This is a genomic window from Paenibacillus sp. IHBB 3054 (genome assembly GCF_051594305.1).
Classification (GTDB): Bacteria; Bacillota; Bacilli; order Paenibacillales; family Paenibacillaceae; genus Paenibacillus_AQ.
This window is the reverse complement of sequence record NZ_JBOFBG010000033.1, coordinates 1-18,766: the sequence shown is the minus strand read 5'-3', so window position 1 is coordinate 18,766 and position 18,766 is coordinate 1. Positions and strand designations below refer to the sequence as shown.

The 18,766-nt window shown below is 51.2% G+C and carries 13 protein-coding genes; 12 read left to right on the top strand and 1 reads right to left on the bottom strand.

Annotated elements, in window-relative coordinates; genetic code table 11:
- The first annotated feature begins 1 nt into the window (after position 1).
- The 10 genes from ACQ76X_RS26370 to ACQ76X_RS26325 all read left to right on the top strand — a co-directional run bounded on the left by ACQ76X_RS26370 (position 2) and on the right by ACQ76X_RS26325 (position 13,752).
- Positions 2 to 2,563, top strand: a complete 2,562-nt coding sequence (locus ACQ76X_RS26370; protein WP_438496737.1) for a beta-mannosidase — start codon at positions 2 to 4, stop codon at positions 2,561 to 2,563.
- The gene (locus tag ACQ76X_RS26365) at positions 2,553 to 4,481 is read left to right on the top strand and encodes a cellulase family glycosylhydrolase (RefSeq protein WP_438496735.1); all 1,929 of its coding nucleotides are present in this window, start codon (positions 2,553 to 2,555) and stop codon (positions 4,479 to 4,481) included. Before ACQ76X_RS26370 ends, ACQ76X_RS26365 begins: the two co-directional genes overlap by 11 nt.
- 417 nt (positions 4,482 to 4,898) lie before the next feature.
- On the top strand, positions 4,899 to 5,453 hold the full coding sequence (locus tag ACQ76X_RS26360) for a hypothetical protein (protein ID WP_438496733.1): 555 nt from the start codon (positions 4,899 to 4,901) through the stop codon (positions 5,451 to 5,453).
- A 48-nt stretch (positions 5,454 to 5,501) separates the two neighbouring features.
- Entirely contained in the window at positions 5,502 to 7,625 is a 2,124-nt protein-coding gene (locus ACQ76X_RS26355) for a class I SAM-dependent methyltransferase (protein WP_438496732.1), read from the top strand.
- A 164-nt stretch (positions 7,626 to 7,789) separates the two neighbouring features.
- The gene (locus ACQ76X_RS26350) at positions 7,790 to 8,437 is read left to right on the top strand and encodes a GntR family transcriptional regulator (protein ID WP_438496731.1); all 648 of its coding nucleotides are present in this window, start codon (positions 7,790 to 7,792) and stop codon (positions 8,435 to 8,437) included.
- 247 nt (positions 8,438 to 8,684) lie between these two features.
- Positions 8,685 to 9,854 carry an amidohydrolase family protein gene (locus ACQ76X_RS26345; protein WP_438496730.1) on the top strand — a complete coding sequence of 390 codons (1,170 nt, stop codon included), beginning with the start codon at positions 8,685 to 8,687 and terminating at the stop codon, positions 9,852 to 9,854.
- Between the two features lie 45 nt (positions 9,855 to 9,899).
- Entirely contained in the window at positions 9,900 to 10,973 is a 1,074-nt protein-coding gene (locus tag ACQ76X_RS26340) for an ABC transporter substrate-binding protein (RefSeq protein WP_438496729.1), read from the top strand.
- A 37-nt stretch (positions 10,974 to 11,010) separates the two neighbouring features.
- Entirely contained in the window at positions 11,011 to 11,868 is an 858-nt protein-coding gene (locus ACQ76X_RS26335) for an ABC transporter permease (protein ID WP_038586199.1), read from the top strand.
- Position 11,869: 1 nt separating this feature from the next.
- Positions 11,870 to 12,652 (top strand): ABC transporter permease, encoded by a 783-nt coding sequence (locus ACQ76X_RS26330; RefSeq protein ID WP_038586204.1) that lies wholly within the window; start codon positions 11,870 to 11,872, stop codon positions 12,650 to 12,652.
- Between the two features lie 14 nt (positions 12,653 to 12,666).
- Positions 12,667 to 13,752 carry an ABC transporter ATP-binding protein gene (locus tag ACQ76X_RS26325; RefSeq protein WP_438496728.1) on the top strand — a complete coding sequence of 362 codons (1,086 nt, stop codon included), beginning with the start codon at positions 12,667 to 12,669 and terminating at the stop codon, positions 13,750 to 13,752.
- A 62-nt stretch (positions 13,753 to 13,814) separates the two neighbouring features.
- Here ACQ76X_RS26325 and ACQ76X_RS26320 read toward each other — a convergent pair whose 3' ends face one another.
- Entirely contained in the window at positions 13,815 to 14,732 is a 918-nt protein-coding gene (locus ACQ76X_RS26320; protein WP_038586210.1) for an AraC family transcriptional regulator, read from the bottom strand.
- A 125-nt stretch (positions 14,733 to 14,857) separates the two neighbouring features.
- On the opposite strand from ACQ76X_RS26320, the gene yicI reads away from it, so the two are divergent.
- Together yicI and ACQ76X_RS26310 are read left to right on the top strand one after the other, a co-directional pair.
- Positions 14,858 to 17,179, top strand: a complete 2,322-nt coding sequence (gene yicI, locus ACQ76X_RS26315) for an alpha-xylosidase (RefSeq protein WP_438496727.1) — start codon at positions 14,858 to 14,860, stop codon at positions 17,177 to 17,179.
- A gap of 204 nt (positions 17,180 to 17,383) precedes the next feature.
- Complete coding sequence (locus ACQ76X_RS26310) at positions 17,384 to 18,550, top strand: SGNH/GDSL hydrolase family protein (protein ID WP_438496725.1); 1,167 nt, start codon at positions 17,384 to 17,386, stop codon at positions 18,548 to 18,550.
- Positions 18,551 to 18,766: the final 216 nt, after the last annotated feature.

Below are 18,766 nucleotides of genomic sequence, written 5' to 3'. Positions count from 1 at the left end.
AATGGGAGAGACGCAACTGGTACTAAAGGATTGGAAGTTTAAAGCATGCAGGGATAAGGAATGGAGGCCAGCTGTCGTACCGGGTTGTGTTCATACGGATCTGCTGCGGGAGGGAATCATAGCCGATCCTTTCTATGGAACCAATGAGCGGAATATGCAATGGATAGACAAAATCGATTGGGAGTACGAAACAGCCTTCGACGTCTCCGCCGAGCTGATGAAATGTTCCTCCCTGGAGCTTGTGTTTGATGGCTTGGATACCTATGCCGACGTTTATGTAAATGGGGCTCCTATTCTGTCTGCCGACAATATGTTCCGCACCTGGAGAGTAAATGTGAAATCACTGGTGGCCGAGCGAAATAACGTGCTGAACATTCGTTTCCGGTCCCCTGTTCAAGAAGATCTCCCGAAAATTGAAAAGCTGGGATACAACCTCCCGTCAACAAACGATCAATCCGAGCTGGGTGAAATCGGCGAGCAGAAGGTTAGTGTATTTGCCCGAAAAGCCCCCTATCACTATGGATGGGATTGGGGCCCTCGCCTTGTAACCAGCGGAATCTGGCGTGAGGTTAGGCTGGAGGGTTGGTCCGATTGTAGAATTAGCGATCTTTTTGTAGAGCAAAAGAGTGTATCCGCCGCAGAAGCGCAATTAGTCATTCATGTAGAGATCGAATCGGAGCAGGAAGGTCAGGGCAAGGTTCGTATTGTGACTGCAGGTGAAGAATGGAAGCAGGACGTTAGCTTGCAGCCTGGCACCAATATTGTGCAAGTGCCGGCTGTTATTGCCGAACCTGAGCTATGGTGGAGCAGGGGGCTGGGAGCAGCGCGTTTATATGCCTTTACTGCGGAGATCTTGAGAGAAGAGAAGCAGGCAGCGACCTGTTCCGTACGTACAGGACTGCGCACGGTTCGTTTGGTTCGCAATAAGGATGAGGCGGGAGCTTCGTTTTATTTTGAATTGAACGGTGTGCCCGTGTTCGCCAAAGGTGCGAATCATATTCCGGGTCACAGTTTTATTCCAGAAGTGACGGAAGAGCACTATAGACATGAAATCGCTACCGCCGTGGAGTCCAATATGAACATGCTGAGGGTATGGGGCGGTGGTATCTACGAGCAAGCTGTTTTCTATGAATTGTGTGATGAGCAAGGAATACTGGTGTGGCAGGATTTCATGTTCGCCTGCAGCATGTACCCAGGTGATGAGCCTTTCCTGAACAATGTCCGTTTGGAAGCGGAGGAGAATGTGAAAAGGCTGCGGAATCACCCCTCGATTGCTCTCTGGTGCGGGAACAACGAGATCGACATTGCTTGGGCCATGTACGATGAGCATGGAGGCTGGGGGTGGAAGCAATCCTATGACAAAGAGCAGCGAAATTTCATTTGGAATAGTTATGAGTCTATCTTTCATGAAATTCTGCCAAAGGCTGTTGCCACGCTGCAGCCTGATGTAGACTATTGGCCATCCTCGCCCATGATCTCGTTGTCAGGCGATATCAACCAGCATTCACGCCCACTCACGACAGAGGGGGATATTCATTATTGGGGAGTCTGGCATATGCTTGAGCCCTTTGATCATTACAACAAAAAAATCGGCAGATTCATGAGTGAATACGGGTTCCAATCGTTCCCGGAATATAGTTCAGTGCTGGCCTTTGCGGCAGAAGAGGAACTGAAGCTCGATTCGGAGGTCTTGCTCGCGCATCAGAGAAGTCCTGACGGCAACCGTCTGATCCAGGGATATATGAATAATTACATGGGTGAGCCGAAGGATTTCCCATCCTTTCTCTATATGAGTCAGGTGCTTCAAGCGGAAGCGATGAAAACGGCCATTGAAGCCCATCGGCGGGCGATGCCTTACTGTATGGGAAGTCTCTATTGGCAAATGAACGACTGCTGGCCGGCGGCTTCCTGGTCAGGATTGGATTATTATGGGAAATGGAAAGCCATGCAATATTATGCCAAAGCAAGCTTGGCCGACTCCATATTGTCCTTTGACAGAACAGAGGACGGCAAGCTCTGCGTTCATGCGATTACAGACTTGCTGGCTCCATTCATCGGCACACTGCGGGTTAGATTATATGATTTCAATGGAGTTCTTTTGAAGGAAGCTGTAGAATCTGTTGCGGTGGAGGGCAATAGTGCGGCTGTTGTGTATTCGGTGGATGAGTGCACTCTTGTGGAGAAATATGACCGGGGCAGTGTAATGTTTCTTGCAGAGCTTGACCAAGAAGGGGAACTGGTAGATCGCAAGCTGTTCTATTTCCTGAATACGAAGGAGCTGAAGCTTGGTTCTCCGGCTATTCAGCTAAGCGAGGTGGAGGGCAGCGGTGGAACAAGATATGTATTGGAGACCGATAAACTGGCTAAGCAAGTTTGGTTAACCGCGACGGAGGACGGCCGTTTCTCCGATAATTTCTTCGACCTTATTCCCGGAATCCCTAAGACGGTTGAATTCCGCCGGCGTACAAGCGGAGAAATGACCAGCAGGCCTACCTTGCCTGGCCGGATCAACGTCTGTTCGATGGCTGATTGTTTAGCAGGGGAGGCGGATAATGAAGCTTAAACGCTACTTCGCCATTATTGGAGTGTTGCTGTTTGCCGCTACGGTAACGGCTCTACCTGCGCATGCAGAAACCACAAACAAGAGGAGTGCCATGCAAGCCTACGTCGAAGCCATCGGACCGGGCTGGAATTTAGGAAACACCTTCGAGGCTACGGGTGAGGAAACTTCATGGGGAAACCCGAGTACAACCCAGGCATTTATTAACCAAATTGCTGCTGAAGGCTACAAAAGCATCCGCATCCCGATTACCTGGAAGCACCGGATGGGCGACGCTCCTGATTATGTGATCCAGAAAGAGTTTATGGCACGGATTCAAGAAGTCGTCGACTGGTCGCTGGCTGCGGATCTTCATGTCATCATTAACCTTCATCACGATACAAGCTGGGTCCTGAACATGGAGGCGGAGCATGATGAAGTAGTTGCCAGATTCAATGCGGCCTGGATGCAGATTGCGGGGTATTTCAAGGATTATCCGGATACGCTGATGTTTGAGAGCCTGAATGAACCGCGCTTTTCCGAGGATTGGAGCAAGGATACTCCTGAATATTTTACAATGCTGGATGAACTGAATGTTTCTTTTCATGCTATCGTTCGTCATTCCGGCGAGAATAACAATAAGCGTCCGCTCGTACTTTCTACTCTTACGGCTGCTCCAACCCAGGCCAGACTGGATGAGTTAGCCAAAACCATTACGAAATTAAACGACGATAGGCTGATTGCAACGTTCCACTACTATGGATATTATGCGTTCAGTGTGAACCTTGGAGGTTCGACTACGTTCGATAACACGGCCAGGGAGGATCTGATTCAGGCTTTCGACCGGGCTTACGACACCTTCACCGCCAAAGGGATTCCTGTTATCGTGGGGGAATTTGGCCTGCTTGGGTTCGATAAATCGCTGGATACTGTTCAGCATGGCGAAATTTTGAAGTTTTTTGAATACATCACCTACTATGCTCGGGAAAAAAAGATGCCGCTGATGCTGTGGGATAACGGCCAGCATTTCGATAGGCGCACCCTCAAGTGGGTGGATGAGGAGCTTCATCAGGTGATGAAGCAGGGCTGGAAGGGCCGCTCCTCCAACGCGGAAACGGATTCGGTCTATATTCTTAAAGATTCGGAAATTAAGGATGTGGTCATTCCCCTGAATTTGAACGGGAATACCTTCACCGCTCTGCTCAATCAGGAAAATGCGTTAGTGAAAGGTACGGATTATGAGCTTGACGGAGAAAACTTAATCCTCAAATCTGCATTGCTGCAAAAGCTTGTCACGAAGAAGTATGGAATGAATGCGACCTTAACCGCTACGTTCAGTGCGGGTGCCGACTGGAAAATAAATATTATTTATTATGACACGCCCAGCCTGATTAGTGCGCAAGCCCCGGAGGGGATATTCACGATCCCGACCTGGTTCAACGGGGACAGCCTGGCGACACTGGAAGCCGTCTATACGGCTGGCGGCAATGCCGGTCCCAATGATTGGACTCCCTTCAAGGAGTACAAACGTACCTTCTATCCAGACTATACCACTGGAGAGATCAAGTTCACGGGCGAATTCTGGAAGGAAGTGAAGGATGGAGAAGTGCAGCTGAAGCTGCATTTCTGGAGCGGCGCAGTGATCCCGTATACAATTACAAAAGCAAGTGGGAAGATCGTAGGGGTATCCGCAGAGGAAGCGAAGGAGAAAGCAGCGGTAGAACAAGCGGTAGAACAAGAGGTAGAACAAGTAGCCGAAACACCGGCAGATACACAGGCGGACTTTGGCGATTCAGCAGCAACAGCCGTTTCAGCACAGCCCTCCGGCGATGACTCTCCATCAGATGAAGGCAATCATATCCTGAGCATCTCGGTGGCGGTAGCCTCACTCCTGGTCTTGGCAGGTGCGGGGATGTACTGGTGGAGAGCAAAAAAACGATAAAATTGCGAATGGGATTTCGCTATATAGATTGAACTTGATAACTACACAAAAGGGCAAAAGTAACGGAGGGGAATTTTGGAACTGTAGGAGCGATAGCGACCGCCTTTGTCACCGGATTTCCACCGCATATAGCGGGTAAAATCAAGAAATCTGGGGACAACAGCGGCCGAAAGTCCAAATATTCACCGTAGTTACGTCCTCGCCCAACATGGGGGAATCTTAAATTGGAGACCACTTGAACATTTGGATACAGTACAAACATGTCTTCTTGCCAGGTTTTACTCTGGCGGGTTAGAATACGATTATCCTGCAGAACCAGTATAAATAAACGATACGACAAGCAGCAGGCCTCTCTTTGGAAGCTTGCTGTTTGTTGTATCGGCAATTTCTTCGGGGGAATTTGAAGGGTGGTCCGAAATGGCTAATACCATAACAAGATCAGACGCAGAGGCGGATCAGGATATTAGGTGTTCAAACGGCTTATTTTCCGTAGTCATATCCGTACTTGCACTGAGTGGATCGCGGATTGCAAGAACATCGGATGAGAAGGACTTTATTATATGGCTGGCCGAGCATGATCAATCTGTACTGGGAAGTGGTACCTGCGGCTTTACGATCTCGGAAATGCCATGGTCAAGAGACCGGATGCAACTGGAGAAGAGCTTTTTAGACACAACCATTGAGGGGGCCATCCGCTGCTTGGGATGGAGCATGCTCGATTATACGCCCAATGTAACCATGCTCGAACCCGCACTTAATCAGTTTAGGACGCTTGTAAACGAATTGCAGGAGACGGAAATCGATTTTGCTGTTGGCCAGTTGTGGCGAGAGGAGCAAGAAGCGGAACGGACCCTTCCGGGTGAATATCCTGTATGTGGTCAACATCATGTTCTTTTATGCTGGCACGGGTGTGTTGTTTGTCATGAGAACGCCGGAATACTTCCTGCCGATTCTGATTCAAATGGCCGGTAGCAGGGCTATGGTATAGAGAGAGTTGTTCAATTACATAGGGAGGCACACATGCTGAAATCATTGCAAGCGATTGAATCGTACCGTGAAGGGGAAGAGTTGCCCGCAAAGGCATTTCCCTGGCTGAAATATATTGTTCAGGCTGAGCAAACCATTGTCAATCTGGAGCGGGTGGAATCGCTGCGCGAACTGGATGAACAGAATCCTGTGCTGGATTATGTGGAACGGAGCTTACGCCTGCTGGATAGCCTGCCTTTGTCCTACTGGATCAAGGAACTGGCCGAGGAGACACTGGTCTGGTCGGAGACGGCAAAAGGCGGAACTTCCCGCCAGCGCCGGATGTGGCAGCTGGAAGGCATTAATTGTTTCGTACATAATATCGGCTCGGCGCAGCTGTACTGGCGGTATGCCGGGGGAGATCCGGCAACAGAGCATAAACCGCAAGCGGGCCAGCTCACGGCGGCAGGGGTAGCAGATGCGGAGAAGACGATGATCGTACACCGGCTGATCGAGACTCACGGACTGATAGGGCAGCAGATTCGCGGTGAGGTTCCGCCGTCCGCTAACCGTCCGCTGTCAGCCATGGTGGAGGAAGGGCTTCTGACTGCAGATGAGCTGGAACGGCTGCTGTTCGCGCTGAACCATTGCATCATTTCCGCCGTTTCCCCCGAGCTGTGGCAGGAGGTGCGCGCGGAGGTTATGGAGCTGATTGCGGCAATCGCATCAGGCGCTCTGGATGTCCCGCTGCCGATGAAGGAACGGCTGGAGCGTATGCGATCGGGGCCGATTGCCAAAGGGGAGGATTTCGGCAGCGAATGGAGCAGGCTGGAGTCCGAAGGATTTCGGCCTTCCTTGCTGGAACCGCTGCAGCCCCTTACCTTCTGGTATGTGGAGTCGGCACTCCAGACCTTCTCGCTGGAGCAATTCCTGAAAGTGATAGCTTTGACCGCCTGCGGCGCCGAACTTTCCGGTCTGAATCATATCAGCTTTGAGGCTGTCATGAATTCGCTCCATTATGACTACAAAGGCGTGAAGAAGATCAATGTGTACAAGAAGCGGATTATAGAGAAGTATTTGTCGGAATTAACCTGGCAGGATATCACGAGCGGAACCATGTCTTCCGGTAATGCGCATCTTGCCCACCGGCTCCGTAGGCAGGCTCACTTGCCGGATACGGTGTTCTTTGATTTTGAATTCTCACCCGCTGCAGAGAAGCTGATCGAATTCTGTATGGAAGCCGAGAAGTCAGCCTTGTATGAACGGGCGGTACTGCTGCTGTTCGATCTGTTTGATCTGCGCCGCGATGCCTTTGACCGGTTCCATAATGAGGACAGCTACTTGAGCCAGATGAATGATACAGGTGATTATAAAGCAGTGATTCTGGAGTATGTGACCGGCAGCAAAGTGCTGGATATCGGACCCGGTGGGGGTGTGCTGCTGGATTTGATTGAAGCGCGTATGCCGGATGTCACTCCGGTCGGTATTGATATTTCCAGCAATGTGATTGAAGCGCTGCGGCAGCGCAAGCAGCGGGAAGGGCACCGCTGGGAGGTACTGCAGGGCGATGCGCTGAACCTGAAGGATTTTGTGGAGACGGGCAGCGTAGACACCGTCATTTTCTCATCAATACTGCATGAGCTGTATTCGTATGTGCCGCTGGATGGCGTCAAATTCAATCACGGGACAGTGGCCGCAGCTCTGCGCAGCGCCTTTGATATGCTGTCGGCCGGCGGTGTGATCATCATCCGCGACGGGATTATGAGCGAGCCGGAGAGTGATCAGCGCCGCGTACGGTTTCTGGAGGAGGACGGGATGGCCTGGCTTTCACGGTACGCGAAGGATTTTGCCGGACGCCAAATTCAGTATTCGGTGACCGGTGAACAAGAGGTGCTGATGCCTGTAAATGATGCCATGGAATTTCTGTACACCTACACTTGGGGTGAAGAAGCGTATATCCATGAGGTCCAGGAACAGTTCGGTTATTTCACTCCCGGCCAGTATGCCGATTTTATCAAGCGCAGTCTGGGCGAACGGGCGAAGGTTGAAGTGTTCCGGCACTATTTGCAGGAGGGTTATACGGAGGCGCTGCAGGGCAGGGTGGTCGTTATGGACGAAAGCGGCGAAGAGGTGGCATTGCCGGACAGTACCTGCTTTATTGTGATCCGGAAAGTATAAGGGCAATGATCTCAGGAAGGCTGAAGCAGAGTGTGCAGCGTGTAGAAATGATGCGGGACGAATTGCCTCGCAGTGATGATCTAACTTTACAGATGATGTATTCAGATAGTATTATAATCAGCGTATTGTTGTGATGATCATGACCGGTGAAGGAGACTGTGTATATGGGCAAGCAGAACCAAGCGCAAATTGCATACGACAGCATTCTTCGGGATATCAAAGAGAACCAGCTAACCCAAGGCCAGCCCATTATAGAAGAAGAATACGCCAAGAAGCTGGATATGAGCCGGACCCCGGTAAGAGAAGCAATCAGACTATTGTCCGTAGAAGGATTTGTGACCGTTTACCCTCGAAAAGGCGCGTATGTCAGTGTACTGACAGCAGAAGATGTGAAGGAATGTTACGAAATGATGGAAGCCGTTGAGGGGATGATCGCTTATCTGGCCGCACAACAGCCTTCTTCTGAGCATGTTAACCAGCTTACGGAACTGATCGGCAGAATGAATGAGCAAAAAAGTCTGTCTAACTTCCATCAGTGGAAGGAATATGACATCGAATTTCACCGGACCCTGCACCGCATGTGCCCTAATAAGCTACTCATTTATCATGTGGAAAAGCTGTTCCACAAAACCTACCAAATTCAGACCCGGTTTGTGGCGGGAGTCAATTTGGAGAAGGCGACAGAGGAGCATCGGTTCATACTCGATGCAATCATCGCTAAAGATTCCGAGAAAGCCAGGCATTATACACAGCAGAATTGGAACAGAGCCAGAAATGAACTGGTGAACTACGGATACAACGATAAGCTGTAGGTATCCTGAAAGGTTCATTTTGCAGCTTACAACACGTTGGTATCGTATGGATAAGCCATTTGTTGCGCCCTCGATGGGCGTAAACGAGTGGTTTTTTTGTTATATGTCATGTTATATTACATTTAATTCGATAAAAATATCTTTTCATCCCCCTAATGTAACTTTTGTTGACAAGAACCATCCTTGTACGTATTATTGTATACAATAACAAAAACAATTTGTTCACAAAAGATTAAGGGGGATTACCATGACGATTGATATCAGCCGCTTGCCCATCATTGACGACCATTGTCATCCATTCATGCCGACCAGAGAGAAGAAGAGTTTCGATAATTGCTTCACCCTCTCATTGATCCCCCCTAAGGGCCGCGATACCCGAAATACTCTGTTATTCAAAATTGTCCGTAAAGAGATGATCCAGCTGTTTGGGCTTGATCCCCGCGTGACGGATGACGAACTGATCCTGCAGCGTAATCAGCGTTATCAAGCCAATCCCAAAGAATATGTAGACATGCTTTTCAAGGATGTAGGATTGGAATCACTGCTGGTGGACTACGGTTTCCCGGTTATGGGGTCGCGGTTGGCCCAGGATGAGCTTGACTGGTTCCATCAGACCTCGTCGTCCATTCCGACCCGCCGCATTCATCGGGTGGAAGCTACCTATCACCGGCTGTTCGAGGAGAAGGTACCCTTCGGGGAATTGGAAGAGACCTACATCCGGGAGCTGCGGGATGAGGTGGAGAATCAGGGGACTATTGCTTTTAAGACCGTAATTGCCTACCATACAGGACTGAAAATAAACAAGATCAGCAAGAGCCAGGCCGCAGCCAGCTACAGCTGGTTCCTGGAATCACCGGACAATACTGAAGCTGAAAAAGATGTCCGTGACTATCTCGTACTGCTCGCGTTCGAGCTGTGCATGGAATATGACATTCCAATTCAGATGCATTCGGGAGCAGGCGATGCCCCGCTGCTGGATGTGAAGCTCGCAAGCCCGCTGCTGATGCACAGCATTGTCAGCGATCCGCACTATCAGGCTGTAAAGATTATTTTCATTCATACCGCATATCCGTTTGTTGAAGAAGCCGGTTACCTGGTCAATCAGTATCATAATGTGTATCTCGACTTGTCCTCCATGATTCCCTTCAGCAGCATAGGCGTGCAGCCGAAGCTGCGGCAAATCTTTGAAATGGCTCCTTTTACGAAAGTGATGTACGGCTCCGACGGTTTTACGATTCCCGAAGTCAGCTGGCTGGGTGGCCGGATGATCAAGAAAGAGCTGGGTAAAATGCTAACGGATCTGGTGACAGATGGAATTATTGATGAAGAATATGCTTATACTGCGGCTGGCCTGGTTCTTTCGGAAAATGCACGCAATCTGTATATCCGCAACTGGGGCGAAAGATCAAACGGCTAAACCAAGGGAATGTATCATCATCTGAACGATAAGGGGATATGTGCGATGCGGAAATGGTTCTATGGAAAAGCTGCGGCAGGTATACTGACACTTCTGATTACGGCGACAGCCTGCAGTTCGGGTAAGGATGCTCCAGCGGCGGCAGCCACGGACAAGCCTTCCGGCGGCAAGCTGGTAGTCACCTCTTTCGGCGGAGCGATTGAAGAAACCCAGCGTGCCTACATCAAACAATTTGAAGAGGAGTACAATGCCGAGGTTGAAGTCGTAACGTTGTATTCGGCAGATGCGCTGGCCAAGATTCGTGCGGAGAAGAACAATCAAACCATCGATGTGGTGCTGTTCTCAGGCGGACAGGAGCAGATTGCAGCCAAAGAGGATCTGATTATGAAGCTCGACCCGGAGCAGATGGAGAACCTGGACCAGCTGTACCCGGAAGCGCGCAGTGCTGAAGGCTATGGACCTACCTTCGGCTATGAAGCTCTTGGCATGATTTATAACCGTGATGCAATCCCAACCCCTCCAGCCTCGTGGAATGATCTGTGGAAGGAAGAATATAAAGGACAAGTCGGTTTGGTTGATATCTCCAACACCTACGGCAATCAGTTCCTGGTAGCCCTCGCCAAGATGAACGGCGGCGGAGAAGATAATATTCAGCCCGGACTTGATGCAATCAAGACTTTGCTGCCCAATGCCGCGGCAATTGTGAAATCCAGTCCCGAAGTCGGCAATTTGTTCGCCCAGGATGAGGCAGTTATAGCTCCGTTCGATTCCGGTTATGCCTATACGTTTGGCAAACAGGGAATTCCCATTAACTTTGCGATTCCCAAGGAGGGAGCCGTCGGCATCTATATTACTGCCCAAGTGGTGAAAGGCAGCCAGAACCCTGAGCTTGCCTGGAAATATATAGACTTCCTGCTGCGTCCGGAGATTCAGAAGCTGACCGCTGAGGGTGGCGGCTATTCCCCGACCAATAGCCAGACAGAGTTGTCCGATGATCTGAAAGGCATTCTTCCGAATGGCGAAGATACGTTTAACGGCCTGATTCATCTTGATTTGGCGCAGGTGAACAACAACAAGGCAGATTGGATGGAGAAGTGGAGCAAATTGATTTCACAGTAGCACTGCATCATTACTATTTGAAGGGAGCTGCAATGCCATGCTGAAACGCATTCCCCCTTACTGGATTCTGCTGGCTCCCGGGCTGATAATTTTCCTGCTGGTGTTTGTCCTCCCGCTTGCCCGACTGCTGATGCTCAGCTTTTATCAAACGGACTCATCCGGAGCCATGGAAGCGGCGTTCGTCTGGCAGCAATACGGAAGATTCTTCACAGATCCGTTTTATCTGCAAATGCTCTGGCGTTCGGTGTATATCGGCGTTGCCGTAAGCTTCATCTGTCTGATTCTGGGATACTGCCTCGCGTATGGGGTATCCCGGGCTCAGCCCAAACACCGTTTCCTGCTGCTCATCTTAATCGCGCTCCCTCTGTTGACAAGCGCCGTAATCCGCAACTTCGGCTGGATTATTATTCTGGGCCGCAAAGGAATTCTGAATCAATTCCTGCTCGGAATAGGGTTGATCCAGGAGCCGCTTGAGCTATTGTATACCCCTGCGGGTGTGATTATTGCTTTGGTGCATGTCATGCTTCCCTATATGGTGCTCGTCCTTTACTCGGTGCTGGAAGGCATGGACCGCAATCTCGAAAGTGCGGCCGCCAATCTGGGTGCGTCAAAAACAAAGGTATTCTGGTTCGTCACCTTGCCGCTCTCTAAACAGGGGATTATTGCTGGAACATTGCTTGTTTTCTCAATTACATTAAGCTTTTTCGTCACTCCGTCCCTGATCGGGGGGGCCAAAGTGAAACTGATGGCTACAGAAATCTACAACCAGACAATTAACCTGCTTAACTGGCCTTATGCTTCTGCTATGGGCGTCATTTTACTGCTGACCATGCTTGGGGTAACCAGTCTCTACAGACGGATGCTTAGCGGCAGGAAGCCGGGAGGAGTCGTTTGATATGAGAAGGAAATTTCCGCTCCTTACTATAGTAAATACTCTAATCTATCTATTTATTATGGCACCGCTGCTTGTCATCCTCATTTCATCATTTAATTCCGGTGAGTTCCTGGTGTTTCCTCCCAAAGGCTTCTCCCTGCGATGGTATGAAGAGGTGCTGACAGGCGGGAGGTACACCGGACCCTTCCTGACCAGTATTAAGCTGGCTGTTTTGACTACGCTGTTTGCGCTGCCGCTTGGGACGATGATTGCCTACGCCATACAGCGGTTTGAATTTCGGCTGAAGAATGCGCTGCAGGGGCTGTTTCTGTCCCCTCTGGTCATTCCGACGCTGCTGTTCGGCATCGGACTGCTGATTTTCTTCAGCTATCTGGGCATACGGATGTTCTTCCTGAGATTGCTGCTCGCCCATATCATCTTAATTATTCCTTATGTCGTGCGGACCATGCTGGCCGGATTCTCGCGGATGGAACGGTCGGTAGAAGAGGCTTCGATCATTCTCGGCGCTTCGCCGCTGAAAACCTTCTTCCTGGTAACACTTCCGTTTGCCAGACCCTCGCTGCTCGCCAGTGCGTTCCTCAGTCTGGTTCTTTCCTTTGATGAACTGGTTATCGCCTTATTCCTTACGGGTCCAGGCATCAACACGCTGCCTATGACCATTTATTCGGACATTCAGTTCAATCTGTCACCCTCGCTGGCTGCGGTATCGTCCATTATTATTACAGGCACGATTCTGATTGGGCTGCTGGGGATCGGCATTATGCGGTGGGGCAAAAAAACATAGCGGGGAGGCACATCATGAGCCAACTGATCATCGAAAATCTCGTAAAAAATTACGGGCAAAAACCCGTAGTCAACAATCTGAATGTTACTGTAGAGAGCGGTGAGATGCTGTCGCTTCTCGGACCGAGCGGGTGCGGGAAAACGACAACCCTGCGCATGATTGCAGGCATGCATGATCCGACCTCGGGCTCTATCCGGCTGGATGGCAGGGAACTCACAAACATTGCTCCGCATAAAAGGAACATTGGACTCGTCTTCCAGAATTATGCCCTTTTCCCTCACCTAAGCGTTTTTGAAAATGTAGCTTTTGGACTGAAACGTCACGGTGTGCCGAAATCGGAAATCAGGGAACGCGTGGAGGCGGCTCTGCATTCCGTGCGGCTGAACGATTTTGCAGAACGGTTCCCCGCGCAAATGTCCGGCGGACAGCAGCAGCGGGTTGCGCTGGCCCGGACGCTTGTGCTTAAACCGCCGCTCGTATTGTTCGATGAGCCGCTCAGTAACCTAGATGCCAAGCTGCGTCAGGCGCTGGGAATTGAAATCCGCGTGCTGCAGCGGGAGTATGGTTTTACCGGGATCTTTGTTACTCATGACCAGGAAGAAGCGATGGTCATTTCTGACCGTATTGCCGTAATGAACGGTGGGAATATCGTGCAGACCGGAACGCCGCAGCAGATTTATATGCATCCTGCCGACCCGTTCGTGGCCGATTTTGTGGGAGAATCGAACTTGTTTCCGATCAACAATGTCATGGAATCAGAAGGCATGTGGCGTTTCGAACTGACGAAGGGAAACCCCGTTTCTGCGGAGAAAACCGGGAGCGGGAGCGCTCCGACATATGTTATGGTCCGGCCGGAGGCTGTTTCTGTGCGGCGTCAAAGCCCGGAACCCCATCCGGTACCCGGGCATGGGCTTAATACGCTGGCGGGTGAAGTGGCCTTTATCAACTACTCCGGTTCTTCCTATCTGATCGGAGTTGTAATCAAGTCGCTGGACCAGCAATTTATTATCCGGCTGCAGAACACGAGAAGAGAGCTTGATCTGCGGGTAGGCGAAGAAGCGGTGGTCGAGTGGCCGGTTCACGAAACGCTTACCTTCTGATATGTCAGGAAGGGTCCCGCATACCGCATGGTTCTGTAACCCTTCAACGAGGCTCATTCATCTCACGGATACAGCTGCGACTGCCCGGCCCCCTGCACTGCCCCCTTGCGGAACTCTGAAGGCGAACATTTCATCGCCTTGCGGAACACCTTAATGAAATAGCTGACATTATCGAATCCGACATCCATGGCGATGTCGGATATTTTGCGGTCGCTTTGCTGCAGCAGATCCGCGGCCTGGCGGATCCGGTAGGAATTGATGTAATCCACCGGCGTCTTGCGGGTCATTGCCTTGAAGAAGCGGCAGAACTGTCCTTCGCTCATGGGTATAAGCTCGGACAAATCACGGGTTCGTATCGGTTCCTGGTAGTTGTCCTGAATGTAGAGGATGACCTTCTTCAGCCGGTTGATCTTGGTTGTATCCGCACCCTCCGACTGGGTATGGTTCACGGAACGGCCCTCGATCGCGATCTGCGAGAGCATGATAAGCAAAGTCCCTTTCATAAAGGACTCAAATCCGGGCATTTTATTAGCATATGCCTCCATCAAACGTTCGAGATGATGGAGCAATTCCTGCTGCCAGGCAATCTCCGGTGTAAGATGTCTGGGGAAGCTTTGGCGTTTCTCCTGCAGCGGCAGAATCACTGTATGCTGAATAGCATCATACTGGGCGCTTGCGAGCAGATCGGGGTGAAAGACAAGTGCACAGAACCTGCAAGGGCCTTCCTTCAGCACGTAGGCGGCATGAATATCGCCGGATTCGATGAATACGGCCTCCCCGGCCCGGAGAGGGAAATAATCGGTATCGACCTGAAACAGAATCTCGCCTTCCAGCAGCATAAAGAACTCTGCCTCCTCATGCCAGTGCGTATCCAGGACATGGGTTCCGGCCGGAAGCTCGATCCAATAGGCGGCTAGCGGGAACATAACATCACCATGCACACGGTCTTCTTTAAGCAAACGTTGTGATGTGCGGTCCATAATTGGGCTCCTTTCGGTAAAACATCAGAATAGTGTTATAAATGAGCTATATTATATTAGTTTTGTATTTTTATTATCGTTATAATGCAACTATAAACACCAAATTGAAGGGTGGCAAGTCACATATGAAATTTACAGACGGCCTCTGGCTGGTTCGCGACGGAATCAACATCAACGGCGCAGTACAAAACTATGTAGTGGAAAAAACTTCTGAGGGTTTGACGGCAATTACCCAAACCACTCCAATTACAGGACGCGCAGCAACCCTTAACTCCACGCTGCTGACCGTAAAATTCCATTCCCCGCTTCCGGGTGTGGTAGGCGTGAAGATCATTCATAATGACGGCGTAATTGACCGCGGTCCGGCTTTCGAATTGACCAAGGGAACCGGCGACCACGTACAGATTGAAGAAACTGATTCGGAAACCGTGCTGATCAGCGGCGGGCTGCGCGTAGTCATCCGCAAGGGCGAGCAATGGGCAGTGGATTTCTACCGCGGCGACGAGCGCATTACAGGCAGCGGTTACAAATCCATGGCTTACATCACAGATCAGGACGGCAACACCTTCATGCGTGAAGAACTGGATATCGGCGTAGGTGAATTCGTCTATGGTCTGGGTGAGCGCTTCACTGCTTTTGTCAAAAATGGACAGGTTGTTGATATCTGGAACAAAGACGGCGGTACAAGCTCCGAGCAGGCGTACAAGAACATTCCGTTCTATGTAACAAGCAAAGGCTACGGCGTATTTGTAAATCAGCCAGAGCTGGTTTCGTATGAAATCGGTTCGGAAAAAGTGAAAAAGGCCCAATTCAGCGTAGCCGGCGAAAGCCTGGAATACTTCGTTATCGAGGGACCTACGATCAAAGAGGTCATCAGCAAATATACTTCCCTAACCGGCAAGCCAGCGCTTCCTCCGGCATGGACCTTCGGCCTGTGGCTGACGACTTCGTTCACTACCGACTATGATGAAGCAACAGTTAACTCCTTTGTAGAAGGCATGGCTGAGCGTGATCTTCCGCTGCATGTTTTCCACTTCGACTGCTTCTGGATGCGTGAATACCAATGGACCGATTTCCAGTGGGACTCCCGTGTATTCCCGGACCCTGTTGGCATGCTGAAACGCCTGAAGGAAAAAGGCCTGAAAATCTGCGTCTGGATCAACTCTTATATCGGACAACGTTCACCGCTGTTTGAAGAAGGCAAAAAGAACGGCTATCTGATCAAAAAAGCAAACGGCGATGTCTACCAGACTGACCTGTGGCAAGCAGGCATGGGGCTTGTGGACTTCACGAACCCTGCGGCTTGTGAGTGGTATGCCGGATACCTGCGCGACCTGGTGGATATGGGCGTAGACAGCTTCAAGACCGACTTCGGCGAACGGATTCCGACGGATGTTGTGTATTTCGACGGCTCCGACCCGCAGAAAATGCACAACTACTACACTCAGCTGTACAACAAGGTTGTCTTCGATGTATTGGAAGAGAAGCTTGGCAAAAATGAAGCGGCAGTATTCGCACGCTCGGCAACCGCCGGCGGGCAGCAGTTCCCGGTTCACTGGGGCGGCGACTGCTACGCAGATTATGAATCAATGGCAGAAAGCCTTCGCGGCGGCTTGTCCCTCGGTCTGTCCGGCTTCGGCTTCTGGAGTCATGACATCGGCGGCTTCGAGAACACGGCTCCGGCGCATGTATTCAAACGCTGGTTGGCGTTCGGCCTCCTGTCCAGCCACAGCCGTCTACACGGCAGCACCTCGTATCGTGTGCCTTGGGCTTACGACGACGAAGCTGTTGAGGTTACCCGCTTCTTCACCAAGCTCAAATGCAGCTTGATGCCTTACCTGTATGATGTGGCCGGTCAGGCGCATGAAGAAGGCTGGGCTTCGATGCGGGCGATGGTGATGGAATTCCCGGAAGATCCGACCTGCGAAGTGCTGGATCGTCAATACATGCTGGGTGATTCCCTGCTGGTGGCTCCAATATTCCAGGAGAACGGCGAAGTGAAATATTATCTGCCTGCTGGACGCTGGACACACCTGCTTAACGGTGAAACTGTGCAGGGCGGGTCATGGCGCAAGGAAACACATGATTTCTTCAGTCTGCCGCTGTTCGTCCGTCAGAACTCGCTGCTTGCAACAGGCAGTGTAGATACCCGTCCGGATTATGATTTTGCCGATGGCGTGAAATTTGGACTGTACTCGCTGGAAGACGGAGCGGCAACGACTGCAACCGTCCGTGACATCAAGGGCGCTCCTGAGCTGACCGTGAAGGCTGAGCGCAAAGGCAATACTGTAACGGTAGCTGCTGAAGGCAGCGGCAAAGCATTCACGCTGGCAGTGAAGGATCTGGGCACTATCGCTTCCGTAGAAGGTGCAGACCAAGCGGATGAGACTACAGTAAAGGTAAACGCCGGAAGCAAATCCGTATCGTTCACCATTACACTGAAATAGGTTTATACAGCATATAATTTAAGCTCTCTGATGACAGGGGACCTCCGTCCCCGATTTCATCAGAGAGCTTTTTGGATGCTGAGGGTTACGTGATCAATGATGTGAAAGATAGGTTAAATGCTGTGAAGATAGGTTGAATGCTGTGAACACACGGTAATTAATTTAAGATGATCTAGGATATGCTTAAATAATGGAGGATTACATATGACAAGGATAATAGAAGACAATGGAGTGTACAGCCAGCCGGACTACTCTTCAGCTACAGCATTATCGAGCGCGGCCAACTATATCATGAACTCGCCGGAGCCATTCACCCATACCTTCCGGACATACATCCGTTTGCGGGAGAATGGGAGCCTGACGCTTAAATTCTGGCACAGTAACAGCGTGGATTCGACCTGGGATCTGGGGCAGGATGCAAACGGAAGTGAGCCGGGCGGGGAATGGAGCATTAAAGCGGCATACGTCTCAGACGGAGGAAGCGTTCCAGATGGAACGGTAACCGCCGGTACTTCGGTACCGCTAACCTTTGCGGGCAGCCGCACGAAGCAGGTTGAAGCTGGAGAAACCTTCTGGAGCGATGAAGCAAGCCTGGCACTGCCGGAGGGACATTATTTGGCGTTCACCTGGACGATTAAGACATCATCCCCCGGCAAAACGCTGCCCTACAACGTGGAGGGAATTCTGGTCTCAGCCTATGACGGGCCGGGGAATCTGGCCGGGCAGGAATCGGCAGAGGCATTTAGCTTGTCGGACAAGCTGCTGGTGCTGCCAAGCTATATCGGCTACAAGAAACAAGTGGCGAAGAAGCTGGTGTTCCTGGGCGATTCGATCACGCAGGGGGTACGGACAGAGAAGGATCAATACAGCTATTGGGCTGCGCGGATTGCCGAGGGGCTGGGAACGGATTATGGGCTGTGGAATATCGGCTCCGGCTGGGGCCGGGCTTATGATGTAGCCGCAGATGGCCCGTGGATGAACAAAGCAAAGCAGGGGGATGAGGTGCTGATCGTGCTCGGGGTCAATGATCTTGATATCGGCCAGCGTTCGGCAGAAGAGCTGCTCAGGGATTTAAGCGATATTATCGCCAAGATCAAAGAGGCGAATGGAGGGGCAGAGATTATTCTGAGCACCGTGCCGCCATTCAACTTTGCGGAAGAGCGGGAGCAGGCGTGGCGTAAGGTCAATATGGCGATCCTGACGAATCCGCCTGCAGGTGTCAGCCGCGTGTTTGACATCGCCTCCGTGCTGGCTATGCCGGCCCCTGCTGAGCACAGAATCAGAGCGGAGTACATGAGCGGCGAATATGACCCGCATCCGAACGGCACCGCCGGGAAGGCCGTTGCTGAAGCCTTTTTGGCATGGTATTGAAGCGGGGAGCGGAGTAATCGCTCATCGTTGTCCGTAAACGTAGACGTAAGATAGTTACTACGGGTGATGGGCACAACTGACGGGTGGCCGCCGTCGAGGCTGCAGGCAGCGGTTCGAAGGCAGGCCGCCGCCGAGACTACCGCCGCCGGTGAGTATGGCCGCATACAGCAGGCGGCGCTGCGGCCCGGGTGCCGATTGCATATATTGCGGGAATAG

What these genes read in the sequence shown, in the direction of transcription:
- ACQ76X_RS26350 (WP_438496731.1), top strand. Translation starts at nt 7,790, where the DNA reads ATGGGCAAGCAGAACCAAGCGCAAATTGCATACGACAGCATTCTTCGG.
- ACQ76X_RS26365 (WP_438496735.1), top strand. Translation starts at nt 2,553, where the DNA reads ATGAAGCTTAAACGCTACTTCGCCATTATTGGAGTGTTGCTGTTTGCC.
- ACQ76X_RS26345 (WP_438496730.1), top strand. Translation starts at nt 8,685, where the DNA reads ATGACGATTGATATCAGCCGCTTGCCCATCATTGACGACCATTGTCAT.
- ACQ76X_RS26360 (WP_438496733.1), top strand. Translation starts at nt 4,899, where the DNA reads ATGGCTAATACCATAACAAGATCAGACGCAGAGGCGGATCAGGATATT.
- ACQ76X_RS26325 (WP_438496728.1), top strand. Translation starts at nt 12,667, where the DNA reads ATGAGCCAACTGATCATCGAAAATCTCGTAAAAAATTACGGGCAAAAA.
- ACQ76X_RS26340 (WP_438496729.1), top strand. Translation starts at nt 9,900, where the DNA reads ATGCGGAAATGGTTCTATGGAAAAGCTGCGGCAGGTATACTGACACTT.
- yicI (WP_438496727.1), top strand. Translation starts at nt 14,858, where the DNA reads ATGAAATTTACAGACGGCCTCTGGCTGGTTCGCGACGGAATCAACATC.
- ACQ76X_RS26320 (WP_038586210.1), bottom strand. Translation starts at nt 14,732, where the DNA reads ATGGACCGCACATCACAACGTTTGCTTAAAGAAGACCGTGTGCATGGT.
- ACQ76X_RS26330 (WP_038586204.1), top strand. Translation starts at nt 11,870, where the DNA reads ATGAGAAGGAAATTTCCGCTCCTTACTATAGTAAATACTCTAATCTAT.
- ACQ76X_RS26335 (WP_038586199.1), top strand. Translation starts at nt 11,011, where the DNA reads ATGCTGAAACGCATTCCCCCTTACTGGATTCTGCTGGCTCCCGGGCTG.
- ACQ76X_RS26355 (WP_438496732.1), top strand. Translation starts at nt 5,502, where the DNA reads ATGCTGAAATCATTGCAAGCGATTGAATCGTACCGTGAAGGGGAAGAG.
- ACQ76X_RS26370 (WP_438496737.1), top strand. Translation starts at nt 2, where the DNA reads ATGGGAGAGACGCAACTGGTACTAAAGGATTGGAAGTTTAAAGCATGC.
- ACQ76X_RS26310 (WP_438496725.1), top strand. Translation starts at nt 17,384, where the DNA reads ATGACAAGGATAATAGAAGACAATGGAGTGTACAGCCAGCCGGACTAC.